Raw genomic sequence first — 11,954 nt, forward strand, 5'->3', positions numbered from 1 at the left:
ACGACCCCCGTTTGCCGCCCTGCGGGTTGAACGGTTCCCGGTTACGCGCGTTGGTCGAAAAACGCTGACGGGCTGTTGCCGAAGGTCTTCTTGAACATCGCGGAAAACGCCGACTGGCTGGCGTAGCCCAACTGCGCCGCCACCTGCGACAAGGGCACGCCGCGCGCGATCAACGGCGCGGCGTGCGCCAGCCTGACCTGCTGGCGCCACTGCACGAAACCCATCCCGAGTTCACGTTCGAACAAACGGCTCAACGTCCGGTCCGACGCGCCGACCTGGCCGGCCCACTGCTGCAACGTCAGTTCGGCGCCGGGATCGGCGATCAGCGCATCGCACAGCGCCCGGAGCCGTTTGTCGGCCGGCAGCGGCACGCGGATCGGTCGCACTGCGCAGCGCGGCAGCTCGTCCAATATCATCTCCCCCAATAATTTCTCGCGTTTCGATCGCTCATGCTGGTCGTGTTGTTCCAGCGCGGCGATCAATTCGCGCAGCAGGCTCGATACCTCCAGCACCTTGCAGTCATCGCCGGGAAAGGGCGAGCGGCTGGCGTGCACGCACAACGGCCGCATGCGCGAGGGTTCGAGCACGGTGACGGCGTGCACCACATCGGGCGCGATCCAGATCGCCCGCTGCGGCGGCACGATCCAGCTGCTGTTATTGGCCGTCACGCGCATGACGCCCTGCATCGCATAAGTGAACTGGCCCCACGGATGGTGGTGGGGCAGGAGGTTGGCGTCGGCCGGCAGGTCGCGCCCCGACATGGTCAACGGGCGCTCCGGCGTTGGATCGTCGCGATCCGAGTCGAAGTGTGTGTGGGTGACGATGGGAAGGCGCATGGAGTCGACCTGATGGCGTAATCGCGACAAATGTTGTCGCTCTATCTTAAACCAGACTCCCGACAATTGCTTACACTTTGGTCAATAATCGACAGAGGAGAGCTTAATGAGTGAAACGACACTGTTGCGCCAGGATGCCAAGGTCATCACCTTGGTAGGACTCGCGCACGGCACTTCCCACTTCTACCACGTGATCCTGGCCGCGCTGATCCCCTGGCTGAAACCCGAATTCCACCTCAGCTACGCCGAACTCGGCCTGCTGATGACGGTTTTCTTCGCCGTCTCCGGCGTCGGCCAGGCGATGGCTGGCTTCGTGGTCGACCGCTTCGGCGCGCGCGCCGTCTTGTTCACGGGCATCGCGCTGCTGGGCCTGTCGGCGGTGATGCTGGCCGGCGCCCACAGCTATGCCCAGTTGATGGCCGGCGCCTTCCTGGCCGGCTGCGGCAATTGCGTGTTCCACCCTGCCGACTACACCTTGCTCAACCAGCGCGTCTCCAGGGCCCGGCTGGCGCACGGCTTCTCGGTGCACGGCATCAGCGGTAATATCGGCTGGGCGCTCTCGCCGCTGTTCCTCACTTTTGTTGCGGCCCGCACCGACTGGCGCACCGCGTTGCTGAGCGCCGCGTTGCTGCCGCTTGCGGTGCTGGCGCTGCTGCTGTGGAATCGCCACGCGCTGCGGCCCGAACCGCTGGCCGTGCCGGCCGCCACGGCAGCCGGCGCGCCAGCCCCCGCCGGCGCCCTCGATTTCCTGCGCCTTAAAGTGGTGTGGATGTGCTTTGGCTTCTTCCTGATATCGGCTGTCGCGCTGGCCGGCATCCAGACCTTCGCCGCCACCAGCCTGGTGAGCCTGTACGGCATGTCGCTGCAATGGGCGACCTCGGCTTACACCTGCTTCATGTTCGCGTCGGCCGCCGGCACGCTGTACGGCGGCTTCCTCGGCGCCGGCAGCCGCCACCACGACCGCATCATTATGCTGGCCTTCGCCAGCGCGGCCTTGCTGGCGCTGGTGCTCGCCGCCGCCGTGGTGCCGGCGTGGATGGCGATCGTGCTGATGGGAATGATCGGCCTGGTCACCGGCATCGCCGGACCGTCGCGCGATCTGATGATACGCGGCGCGGCGCCGGCCAACGCCACCGGGCGCGTGTTCGGCGTTGTCTATTCGGGACTGGACAGCGGGCTGGCGCTCGGCCCGTTGCTGTTCGGCGCGCTGATGGATGCCAATCATCCCGCCGGCGTGTTCGTCTTCATCGGCGTGTTCCAGGCGCTGGTGATCGTCACCACGATAGGCGTCGGCAACAACAGCCGCGTGGCCGGCGTACCCAAAACAGCTTAGAATTGGCTTCATCCAATTCAGCCGCGAGGTAAGACGATGAGCTTTGCCACCACCGATTTGTGTGACGATCATCCCAATCTGCTGGAAGACGGGCGTCTCGCCGTGCTGCCGCCGGTGTTCCGGCACTTCGGCAAGCATGTGCGGTTTTCCGGGCGCGTCACCACGCTGAAGGTGCACGAGGATAACGCGCTGGTGCGCGCGATGCTCGAGACGCAAGGCGACGGCAACGTGCTGGTCATCGACGGCGGCGGCAGCCTGCGGCGTGCGCTGGTCGGCGGACAACTGGGTCTGCTGGCGCAGGATAACGGCTGGGCCGGCATCGTCGTCGATGGCTGCATCCGCGACACCGACGAAATCAACGCCTGCGAGATCGGCGTGCGCGCGCTTGGCGCCCATCCGCAAAAAAGCGGCAAGAAGGGCGCCGGCGAGCGCAACCTGCGTGTCCACATCGCCGGCGTTGCGGTCAATCCGGGTGACTGGATTTATGCCGACGCCGACGGCATTCTGGTGGCGCAGCAAAAACTGGCTTGAACCCGCGCGCTTTTAGCGATACGCCCGCCGTACCGCTTAAGGGTCGTACCCCGAGGGGTACGACCCTGTTCGGCCGTGCGGGTTGATCGCAGCGCAGACCCTGCGCTCACGGCGTGCCGTGGGCCTTTTGCATGTGCATGTCCAGATGCTTGCGCAGACGCTGCTGGAAGATGGTGGCGTCTTCGATGGTGCCCATGTCGTCGTCCACTTCCATCAGGTGTGTCTGATAGCCCTCCGCGAACGAGACGTTAGCCTCGACCTCGCCTTGTTTCTCCGACAGGGAGTGACCCTGCACGGCACCAAGAATGTTCCCTTGGTCGTCGGTGATGATGGTCATTTTCATACCATGCCTCCGCCTTGTAAGTTGTGAAAGGCGCCACCGATGCCGCGATTGTGAATCTGCACGAAATAGGTGGCGTTGCCGTTGTTTTCCTTGCGCTTGGCCTGCTCGTCGGCGACGTGGACCGCACCCTGGTTAGGTGCTTTGACATCGGCCGATGCGAACTGCGTACCGCGGTCGCCCGGATAGCTGTAGCTCCAGAACGCCGTTTGACCTGGCGCCAGGAAGGTCAGCGGGCCTACATTGTTGAATGCCATAATCTCCTCCAAAAAGTGCGTCGCACCGGCGAATGCCCGAGCGGCCATTCCATCTTAGTCACCGCTACCGAGCCCGCTTTGATGCAAACGATGTGGGGCCTTTTTTGTCCGCCGGGGCTTTCTAGTGGATAATGCGGGATTGTGATGCACCATTTATTTTAGGAAGTACCCAAGCTATGTTGAGTTACCGCCACGGCTTTCACGCTGGCAATCACGCCGATGTATTGAAGCATTTCGTGACCATCCAGCTGATGCAGTATCTGAACCAGAAAGATACCGCGTACAGCTACATCGACACGCACTCCGGCGCCGGCGTCTACGCGCTCGACAGCGCTTTCGCGTCCAAGAACGCCGAATACGACACCGGCATCGGCCCGCTGTGGGAGCGCACCGACCTGCCAGCGCCGATCAAGGAATACGTCGACCTGATCAAGGCCATGAACCCGAGCGGCAAGATGCGCTACTACCCGGGTTCGCCGTACATCGCCGACCAGGTCGCGCGCGAGCAAGACCGTCTGCGCCTGTTCGAGCTCCATCCGGCCGATTCGAAACTGCTGGCCGATAACTTCCGCAAGCTCGACGAGCACGCCGCGCAGCAGGGCATCCGTCCGACCACGCGCGGCAAGCGCGTGCTGGTCACCCGTGGCGACGGTTTCCAGGCGCTCAAGGCGCTGCTGCCGCCGCCGTCGCGCCGCGCGCTGGTGCTGATCGACCCGCCGTACGAAGACAAGATGGACTACAAAAAGGTCAAGGACACGCTGGCCGAGGCGCTGGGCCGCTTCCCGACCGGCACCTACGCGGTCTGGTATCCGCTGCTGCAGCGCATGGAATCGCGCCAGTTCGCCGACAAGCTCAAGCAGTTGCCGTGCAGCGACTGGCTCAACGTCGTGCTGACCACGCACACGCCGATGCCGGACGGTTTCGGCCTGCACAGCAGCGGCATGTTCATCCTGAATCCGCCGTACACGCTCGAGCCGATGCTCAAGGAAGTGATGCCTTGGCTGGTCAAGGCGCTGGCCAAGGACAGCGGCGCCAAATTCACGCTGGAGAGCGGCAAACCGACTTCTACGCGCAACACTCCCGCGCGCCGTCCTGTTACTCGATAGAAAAATGTTGTCAAGACGGTAGGTGCGGGTTAGTCTGGCGGTTAGCGGGTCGCTCGCTGAGATAGCGACCCGGATAATGCGATCGCAGATTGGGAAATGAATGATGACAGCCCCGGAGCTGCCGCCGTCCAAGCTTGCGGACAATTTCTTTCTGGCCCGCCAGCCCATCCTCAACCGGGGGCAGCGGCTGGTCGGCTATGAACTGCTGTTTCGTGACGCGCACACCAACAACGCGGCCAACATCACCGACCAGGCCGCGGCCACGGCTACCGTGATCGCCCACGCGTCCGAGCTGGGCATGGGCCATGTGGTCGGCGATCAGATGGCCTTCGTCAATGTCGACGGCGTCGGCCTGATGAGCGATTTCATCCGCTTTCTGCCCAACGACAAAGTCATCCTCGAAATCCTTGAGACCGTCAAAGCCACGCCGGACGTGCTGGACCGCATTCGCGAGCTCAAGCAGGCCGGCTTCCGCTTCGCGCTCGACGACGTCATCGGCGCGACCGAGGACGTGCAAAAGCTGCAGGCGCTGTGCGACGTCATCAAGGTCGACATCCAGGACATGCAGCCCGGCACCTTGCCGGCGCTGGCCCGCGTGCTCAAGAACCCCAAGCAAAAGCTGCTGGCCGAGAAGGTCGAGACGGTCGAGGAATTCCGCCAGTGCATGGATCTGGGATTCGAATATTTCCAGGGATATTATTTCGCCCGCCCGGTGATCTTGAGCGGCAAGAAGATCTCGCCGTCGCAGCGCAGCGTGCTGCATCTTCTGGAGCTGCTTGATGCCGACGCCAGCAGCCACGAGATCGAAAGCAGCGTCAAGCACGATGCCTTGATCACCTTGAATTTGCTGCGGCTGGTGAACACGCCGGCGGTCGGCACGCGTTACCGCATCAACTCGGTGGGGCACGCGCTGATGGTGCTGGGGCGTCGCCAGCTCAAGCGTTGGTTGCAGATTTTGCTGTATGTGAAGGGGGCGGGGGCGCAGGAGTTCACGTCGCCGCTGCTGCAGCTGGCGACCACGCGCGGCAAGACGATCGAGCTGATGGTCGAACATTTGCGGCCGGGGCAGCGGGTCAGCGCCGACATCGGGTTCACGGTCGGCGTGATGTCGTTGATGGACACCTTGTTCTCGATCCAGATGCGCGATGTGCTGGAGAGCGTGAACGTGCTCGACGAAGTGAGGGCGGCGCTGCTGCATCGCGGCGGCGACTACGGCAGCATGCTCAGTCTGATCGAGCACATCGAGCACGGGCGGGAAGGGCAGGTCTTGGCGAAGATGCTGAGCCAGATGTCGCTCAGGCCGGCGGATCTGTACGCGATACAGCTGGCCGCGATCGAGTGGGTGACCGAATACACGCGCGGGTTTTAACACGGCGGGGGTCAGGTCCGACATTCGGACACGGACTGATCACTAAGGAGGTGGCGTTGAGCAGGAAGGTCTTGCGCATCAAGATGACCGTGGTGGCGTGCGTGTCCGCCGCCGCGCTGACCTATTGTTCACTGCTCGTGCCTGGGCGCGTCAGTGCGGTCTGCTCCAACTTGGGCACGCCAGTCTATTGTCCCGTGATCGCGTATGGGTTTCCGCTACCGTTTGTCGCAGACAGTCAGTCGATTTCACCAGTCGGCTCGGTGGCAAGGGATCCCTTGTCGTTGTTGATCGGCGAGGATGAGGTCTTGTGGCCGCAGCTAATGCTGACGGCATTGTTTTGGCTGTTCGTGGTGGTTACCGGCAGGTTGACGTGGCTGCGCTGGGGATGGGGGCGATACCGCCGTTAGCCTCGTCCTTCGGATGGGTTCATGCCCCGGGGCGAAGTATGAGCCGCTGAGGTGCATGCATGGCGGATTACGCTTCGCTAATCCGCCCTACGTGTCTCCGTGGTTTGCCCTGGTTCCGTGCCGGCAATGCTTTTTACTGCGCTAGTAGCAGGAAGACTGTTGGCTTCTTGTGGAAATCCGGCGCCTTGGCGCTTTTCCATTGCGCGGCGGTCTTCGTGCGGATCGTTTCCGATGCCAGGCTTAGATCCGTCGCCACGCACACCAACGTCGATGGTGCGCACGCTGCCATCAGCGCTTCCAGCATCGCCGCGTTGCGGTACGGCGTCTCGATAAACAGCTGCGTCTGTTTTTCCTTGCGCGAGCGCGTCTCCAGCTCCTTGATCCGCGTGGCGCGCTGCGCCGCGTCGGTCGGCAGATAGCCGTTGAAGGCGAAGCTCTGGCCGTTCAGGCCGCTCGCCATCACCGCCAGCAGCAGCGACGACGGACCCACCAGCGGGCGCACCGGAATATTGTGCTGGTGCGCCAGCCGTACCAGGTCGGCGCCGGGGTCGGCCACGGCCGGCACGCCGGCCTCAGACACCAACCCGCCATCGCGGCCCGCCAGCAGCGGCGCCAGCAGGCCGGCCAGCGCGTTCGCCGGCGTGTTGACGTTCAGTTCTGAGATGGTGATCTCCTGCAGCGGCTTGGCCAGCGCGTGGTTGGCGTTGACCAGCTTGAGGAAGGCGCGGGCGGTCTTGGCGTTCTCCGCGACGAAGTAATCCAGCTGCGAGGTGATCTGCTGTACCTGTTCGGGCAGGACGGAGGAGAGCGCTTCAGTCTCGCCCAGGGTGTTCGGTATTAAAAAGAGGGTGCCGGGCATAAAAATCTGGGTTTTATTTGATTAAGTGTTGAAAAAGGAAACGCCGATCTTGCGCAGCATGCCTGTCAGCGCGATCAAAGGCAAGCCGGTGAGGGCGGTCGGGTCGCTGCTGTCGATGCGTTCGAGGATGGCGATGCCGAGTGCTTCGTTCTTGGCGCTGCCGGCGCAGTCGTACGGCTGTTCGATGCGCAGGTAGGCGTCGAGCTCGGCGTCGGGAAGGTCCCGGAACTTGACGATGGTGCGGATATCCTCGACCTGCGCGGCGGTGGCAGGATCGGCCGCGCGGCCGTCCCAGACGCACAGCGCGGTGTGGAACACGACTTCGCGGCCGCGCATCTTTTGCAGCTGGGCCAGCGCGTTGGCGTGGTTGCCCGGCTTGCCGATCTGCTCGTCGTCCAATGTGGCGACCTGGTCGGAGCCGATGACGATGCAGCCGGGCAGCTTGGCGGCCACGGCGGCGGCTTTTTCACGCGCCAGGCGCAACGCCGTGGCGCTCGGCGTTTCGCCGGGCAGGGGCGCTTCGTCGATGTCGGGTATGGCGACCTCGAACGGCAGTTGTAGCCGTGATAATAATTCCTTGCGATAGGCCGAACTGGAGGCCAAAACGAGCCGTTGTGCGGCGATTTGAGCGGTTGCGCTTGATGTCATAGGGGGAATGTTATATGCTCTGTCGCCGGCTTGGAGAGCGACGGAAAAAGACGAAAAACAGGAAAAAGCCGCGCAGGCTTTGACTTGATGCCGAAAACCCTGTTATTATCGCAGGTTTTCCGGGGAATTTTCTGTAATGAATGCTATTGTCATCGACGCTTTTGAGTTTTGTCGGAGCAACGGCAGCCAGCAAGGCGTGACGCCTGTTGCCGAAATGACCCGCCTGACCAAGGATTGTGCCGATACCTCGGGCGCCATCACCTGGAAGGTCGAAGGAGGCACCGGCAAGATGGGCTTCCCGCAGTTGAAGCTGTCGGTCGCCGGCACCGTGCAATTGGTCTGCCAGCGCTGCCTGACCCCATACGCCCACACCATCGATTCGTCGACGCTGTTGATGCTGGGTAAGGACGATCAGCAGGCGGATGAAATCGAAGAAATGATCGACGACGAAACGATCGACGTGATCGTCGGTAGCCGCACCATGGCGGTGGCGGATCTGGTGGAGGACGAAGCGCTGCTGGCCCTGCCGCATACGCCGAAACATGATGTCTGCCCCGACAACGCCCTGCTGGACAAGGCAAAAAGCGAGAAAATCTCGCCGTTCGACGCCCTCAAGGGCCTCAAATCCGAATAAAGCAAGACCGAACAAGTAGTACGTAAAGTACGTGCCACGCACGTGTTGTAGTCGAGTATGGCAAGTCAGTAGGGCAATGTAGTAAATCTCAGTTTAACTATGCCGGTTCCGTTTTGCCGGCAGGATACTCGATTCGCATGTATTTGCTGGTCGAATGTGTTAAAATTTTAGAACTTATGTATTAGGAGTCATTAACATGGCAGTTCAACAGAACAAGAAGTCCCCTTCGAAGCGCGGTATGCACCGTTCGCACGATTTCCTGGTTGCTCCACAACTGGGTATCGAGCCAACCACCGGCGAAACGCACCTGCGTCACCACATCAGCCCTAACGGCTTTTATCGTGGCCGTAAAGTCCTGAAAACCAAAAACGACGAGTAATCGACGCTTTTGCTGGACCCGGAAATAGGCGGTGCTGTCTTATGAAGCATCGCTTTTTCTTTTTTCATCGGCTGCAATCCTCTTTTGCACACCGTCATTTTGAAACGCGTAGACCTGGGTTTCAGTGGTCCGCCGCTTGCCGCAGCTTGCCCAGACAAGGGCTGGAGCGTGGTACTGAATCAAAACAATGACAATCAAAATTTCTATCGACTGCATGGGCGGAGATCACGGTCCATCGGTCACCATCCCCGCAGCTATATCCTTCGTCAAACGCGAACCAGAGGCTGAACTGATCCTCGTCGGTTTGGAAGACGTTATCCGCGCAGAACTGAAAAAACATCACGCCGACGCGCATCCGCGCCTGTCCGTCGTGCATGCATCCGAACAAGTCACCATGGACGATCCGCTTGAAGTGGCCTTGCGCCGCAAGAAGGATTCGTCGATGCGCGTGGCCATCGAGCAGGTCAAGGGCGGCAGCGCCCAGGCTTGCGTCTCGGCCGGCAACACCGGCGCGCTGATGGCCGTCGCCCGCTACGTGCTCAAGACCATGACCGGCGTCGACCGTCCGGCCATCTGCAGCATCATGCCGAACCAGAAGGGCGGTCCGACCTACATGCTCGACCTGGGCGCCAATGTCGATTGCGAACCGCATCACCTGCACCAGTTCGCCATCATGGGGTCGGTGCTGGTGTCGGCGATGGAAAACATCGAGCGCCCGACCCTGGGCTTGCTCAACGTCGGCACCGAGGACATCAAGGGCAACGACGTGGTCAAGGCCACCAGCAAGCTGCTGCAGGCCGACCACGAGCGCGGCGCGCTCAACTTCTACGGCAACGTGGAAGGCAACGACATCTTCAAGGGCACCACCGATATCGTCGTCTGCGATGGCTTCGTCGGCAACGTCACGCTGAAGGCGGTGGAGGGCGTGGCGCGCTTCTTCGCCGACACCGTCAAGACCGAATTCAAACGCACTCCGCTGACGATGCTGAGCGCCCTGATCGGCGGCGGCGCGTTAAAAGCCATCAAAAACCGGCTGTCGCCGTCGCGCTATAACGGCGCCAGCCTGCTCGGTTTGCGCGGCCTGGTGTTCAAGAGCCATGGCGGCGCCGACGCATATTCTTTTGAATGGGCGATCAAGCGGGCGTATGATGCTGCAAAAAATGATGTGTTGCCGCACATTTCGACGTTAATCGCCGAACTCATGCCACGCAACACGGAAACCCCGGAAGTACCAAGCTCAACTATTTAGTGGATGGTAGACGGCATGACTTTGTACAGCAAAATAATCGGCACCGGCAGCTATCTGCCTGAGCGGCGCGTCACCAACCAGGATCTGACCGATCAGCTCGCCGCCAAGGGCATCGAGACCTCGGACGAGTGGATCGTCAGCCGCAGCGGCATCTCGGCGCGCCACTTCGCCGAGCCGGGCGAGAAGTCGTCCGACCTGGCCGTCAAGGCCGCCAAGCGCGCGCTCGACATGGCCGGCTTGCAACCCAACGATATCGACCTGATCGTCCTGGCCAGCTCGACCCCCGATTTCTTCGGCAGCTTCCCGAGCACCGCCTGCATCGTCCAGCAAAAGCTGGGCATCACCAACAACGGCGCCGCCGTTGACGTGCAGGCCGTCTGCAGCGGCTTCGTCTACGCGATGTCGACCGCCGACGCCTTCATCCGCGCCGGCATGAACAAGAACGTGCTGGTGATCGGCTCGGAAGTGTTCTCGCGCATCCTCGATTTCAACGACCGCACCACCTGCGTGCTGTTCGGCGACGGCGCCGGCGCCGTGGTGCTGACCGCCTCGGAAGAGCCTGGCATCCTGGCGACCGCGTTGCACGCTGACGGCCGCCATTCCGGCATCCTGTGCATGCCCGATTCGTTCGGCGGCGCGGTGGCCGGCGAGGCCTACCTGTACATGGACGGCCCGGCGGTGTTCAAGCTGGCCGTGTCGGTGCTGGAGAAGGTCGCCCACGAGGCGCTGGAAAAATCCAATATGGCGCAGGACCAGATCGACTGGCTGATTCCGCACCAGGCCAATATCCGCATCATGAACAGTACCGCCAAGAAGCTGGGCCTGCCGCTGGAGAAGATGGTGGTGACCGTCGATCAGCATGGCAACACCTCGGCCGCGTCGATACCGCTGGCGCTGGATGTCGCCGTGCGCGACGGCCGTATCCAGAAGGGTCAGAACATCTTGATGGAAGGCGTCGGTGGTGGTTTCACCTGGGGCGCGGTGTTGGCGAAATTTTAATTGAATTAGAATTAGAGTTCTAACGGGCGTGGATGAGCCGCCTACAACCAGATGGATTTGTGATGACTAAATTTGCTTTTGTATTTCCAGGCCAGGGTTCGCAGGCGATCGCGATGATGGACGGCTTCGCCGGCAATCCGGTGGTGGCACAGACCATCGCCGAGGCATCGGACGCGCTGAACTTCGACCTGGGCAAGCTGATGGCCGAAGGCCCCAAGGAAGAGCTGGACCTGACCACCAACACCCAGCCGGTCATGCTGACCGCCGCCGTCGCCACCTACCGCGCGTGGATTGCCGCCGGCGGCCCGGTGCCGTCCATCGTCGCCGGCCATAGCCTGGGTGAATATTCGGCGCTGGTCGCCGCCGGCGTGATCGCGTTCAAGGACGCGGTGCCGCTGGTGCGCTTCCGCGCGCAAGCGATGCAGGAAGCCGTGCCGGTCGGGCAGGGCACGATGGCCGTGGTGCTGGGCCTGTCGGACGACGACGTCCGCGCCGCTTGCGCCGAGGCGGTCGCCGCCACGCCGGGTTCGGTGGTCGAGGCGGTCAACTTCAACGCGCCGGCCCAGGTGGTCATCGCGGGCGAAACCGCCGCCGTCGAGCGCGCCTGCGAGATCGCCAAGGCCAAGGGCGCCAAGCGCGCCATGAAACTGCCGGTGTCGGCGCCGTTCCACTCGTCGCTGCTCAAGCCCGCTTCGGACCGCCTGCGCGACTACATGGCCGACCTGGCTTTCTCGGCGCCGCAGATCGCGCTGATCAACAACGTCGACGTCGCCGTGCTCAACGATCCGGCCGCCATCAAGGACGCGCTGGTGCGCCAGGCCGCCGCGCCGGTGCGCTGGGTCGAGACGATGCAGAAGGTCGCCGCCGAAGACATCACCCAGGTGGTCGAATGCGGCCCGGGCAGGGTGCTGATGGGCCTGACCAAGCGCATCGACGCCACCCTGGTGGGCGACGCCATCACCGATCAGGCTAGCCTGGACCGCATCTTGACCTCGCTCAAGTAAGCG

General features: G+C 62.4%; 15 protein-coding genes. 10 read left to right on the plus strand and 5 right to left on the minus strand.

Annotated features, from left to right (window positions below; genetic code table 11):
• Nucleotides 1-41: 41 nt before the first annotated feature.
• Nucleotides 42-836, minus strand: a complete 795-nt coding sequence (locus NHH88_12290) for a helix-turn-helix transcriptional regulator (protein ID USX16509.1) — start codon at nt 834-836, stop codon at nt 42-44.
• A gap of 106 nt (nt 837-942) precedes the next feature.
• On the opposite strand from NHH88_12290, the gene NHH88_12295 reads away from it, so the two are divergent.
• Nucleotides 943-2,169, plus strand: coding sequence for an MFS transporter (locus NHH88_12295; protein USX16510.1), 1,227 nt, complete (start codon nt 943-945; stop codon nt 2,167-2,169).
• Nucleotides 2,170-2,205: 36 nt separating this feature from the next.
• Nucleotides 2,206-2,700: a ribonuclease E activity regulator RraA gene (gene rraA / locus NHH88_12300; protein USX16511.1), complete on the plus strand. Its 495-nt coding sequence runs from the start codon at nt 2,206-2,208 to the stop codon at nt 2,698-2,700.
• A gap of 106 nt (nt 2,701-2,806) precedes the next feature.
• Here the strand turns inward: rraA and NHH88_12305 are convergent, their stop codons facing one another.
• Nucleotides 2,807-3,043, minus strand: a complete 237-nt coding sequence (locus tag NHH88_12305) for a hypothetical protein (GenBank protein USX16512.1) — start codon at nt 3,041-3,043, stop codon at nt 2,807-2,809.
• On the minus strand, nt 3,040-3,297 hold the full coding sequence (locus NHH88_12310; protein ID USX16513.1) for a hypothetical protein: 258 nt from the start codon (nt 3,295-3,297) through the stop codon (nt 3,040-3,042). The genes NHH88_12305 and NHH88_12310 overlap by 4 nt, the downstream gene beginning before the upstream one ends.
• Before the next feature lie 176 nt (nt 3,298-3,473).
• On the opposite strand from NHH88_12310, the gene rlmJ reads away from it, so the two are divergent.
• The 3 genes from rlmJ (at nt 3,474) to NHH88_12325 (ending at nt 6,179) form a co-directional block, all read left to right on the plus strand.
• Nucleotides 3,474-4,403: a 23S rRNA (adenine(2030)-N(6))-methyltransferase RlmJ gene (gene rlmJ / locus NHH88_12315; protein USX16514.1), complete on the plus strand. Its 930-nt coding sequence runs from the start codon at nt 3,474-3,476 to the stop codon at nt 4,401-4,403.
• A 100-nt stretch (nt 4,404-4,503) separates the two neighbouring features.
• On the plus strand, nt 4,504-5,772 hold the full coding sequence (locus NHH88_12320; GenBank protein ID USX16515.1) for an EAL domain-containing protein: 1,269 nt from the start codon (nt 4,504-4,506) through the stop codon (nt 5,770-5,772).
• Nucleotides 5,773-5,843: 71 nt separating this feature from the next.
• Complete coding sequence (locus tag NHH88_12325; protein ID USX16516.1) at nt 5,844-6,179, plus strand: hypothetical protein; 336 nt, start codon at nt 5,844-5,846, stop codon at nt 6,177-6,179.
• A 133-nt stretch (nt 6,180-6,312) separates the two neighbouring features.
• Here the strand turns inward: NHH88_12325 and NHH88_12330 are convergent, their stop codons facing one another.
• Nucleotides 6,313-7,038, minus strand: a complete 726-nt coding sequence (locus tag NHH88_12330) for an SAM-dependent methyltransferase (protein USX16517.1) — start codon at nt 7,036-7,038, stop codon at nt 6,313-6,315.
• 21 nt (nt 7,039-7,059) lie between these two features.
• Entirely contained in the window at nt 7,060-7,686 is a 627-nt protein-coding gene (locus tag NHH88_12335; protein USX16518.1) for a Maf-like protein, read from the minus strand.
• A 136-nt stretch (nt 7,687-7,822) separates the two neighbouring features.
• Between NHH88_12335 and NHH88_12340 the strand changes: the two genes are divergently transcribed.
• The 5 genes from NHH88_12340 (at nt 7,823) to fabD (ending at nt 11,951) form a co-directional block, all read left to right on the plus strand.
• Nucleotides 7,823-8,320, plus strand: a complete 498-nt coding sequence (locus tag NHH88_12340) for a YceD family protein (GenBank protein ID USX16519.1) — start codon at nt 7,823-7,825, stop codon at nt 8,318-8,320.
• A gap of 196 nt (nt 8,321-8,516) precedes the next feature.
• Nucleotides 8,517-8,699 (plus strand): 50S ribosomal protein L32, encoded by a 183-nt coding sequence (gene rpmF, locus NHH88_12345; GenBank protein USX16520.1) that lies wholly within the window; start codon nt 8,517-8,519, stop codon nt 8,697-8,699.
• Between the two features lie 187 nt (nt 8,700-8,886).
• The gene (gene plsX / locus NHH88_12350; GenBank protein ID USX16521.1) at nt 8,887-9,948 is read left to right on the plus strand and encodes a phosphate acyltransferase PlsX; all 1,062 of its coding nucleotides are present in this window, start codon (nt 8,887-8,889) and stop codon (nt 9,946-9,948) included.
• A gap of 21 nt (nt 9,949-9,969) precedes the next feature.
• Entirely contained in the window at nt 9,970-10,947 is a 978-nt protein-coding gene (locus NHH88_12355) for a ketoacyl-ACP synthase III (GenBank protein ID USX17329.1), read from the plus strand.
• A 62-nt stretch (nt 10,948-11,009) separates the two neighbouring features.
• Entirely contained in the window at nt 11,010-11,951 is a 942-nt protein-coding gene (fabD, locus tag NHH88_12360; protein USX16522.1) for an ACP S-malonyltransferase, read from the plus strand.
• Nucleotides 11,952-11,954: the final 3 nt, after the last annotated feature.

Source organism: Oxalobacteraceae bacterium OTU3CAMAD1 (genome assembly GCA_024123915.1).
Classification (GTDB): domain Bacteria; phylum Pseudomonadota; class Gammaproteobacteria; order Burkholderiales; family Burkholderiaceae_D; genus Rugamonas.

Coding starts and splice junctions, on each gene's coding strand:
- rraA (USX16511.1), top strand. CDS start 2,206: ATGAGCTTTGCCACCACCGATTTGTGTGACGATCATCCCAATCTGCTG.
- NHH88_12330 (USX16517.1), bottom strand. CDS start 7,038: ATGCCCGGCACCCTCTTTTTAATACCGAACACCCTGGGCGAGACTGAA.
- NHH88_12290 (USX16509.1), bottom strand. CDS start 836: ATGCGCCTTCCCATCGTCACCCACACACACTTCGACTCGGATCGCGAC.
- NHH88_12340 (USX16519.1), top strand. CDS start 7,823: ATGAATGCTATTGTCATCGACGCTTTTGAGTTTTGTCGGAGCAACGGC.
- NHH88_12320 (USX16515.1), top strand. CDS start 4,504: ATGATGACAGCCCCGGAGCTGCCGCCGTCCAAGCTTGCGGACAATTTC.
- NHH88_12335 (USX16518.1), bottom strand. CDS start 7,686: ATGACATCAAGCGCAACCGCTCAAATCGCCGCACAACGGCTCGTTTTG.
- rlmJ (USX16514.1), top strand. CDS start 3,474: ATGTTGAGTTACCGCCACGGCTTTCACGCTGGCAATCACGCCGATGTA.
- rpmF (USX16520.1), top strand. CDS start 8,517: ATGGCAGTTCAACAGAACAAGAAGTCCCCTTCGAAGCGCGGTATGCAC.
- NHH88_12295 (USX16510.1), top strand. CDS start 943: ATGAGTGAAACGACACTGTTGCGCCAGGATGCCAAGGTCATCACCTTG.
- NHH88_12305 (USX16512.1), bottom strand. CDS start 3,043: ATGAAAATGACCATCATCACCGACGACCAAGGGAACATTCTTGGTGCC.
- NHH88_12310 (USX16513.1), bottom strand. CDS start 3,297: ATGGCATTCAACAATGTAGGCCCGCTGACCTTCCTGGCGCCAGGTCAA.
- fabD (USX16522.1), top strand. CDS start 11,010: ATGACTAAATTTGCTTTTGTATTTCCAGGCCAGGGTTCGCAGGCGATC.
- plsX (USX16521.1), top strand. CDS start 8,887: ATGACAATCAAAATTTCTATCGACTGCATGGGCGGAGATCACGGTCCA.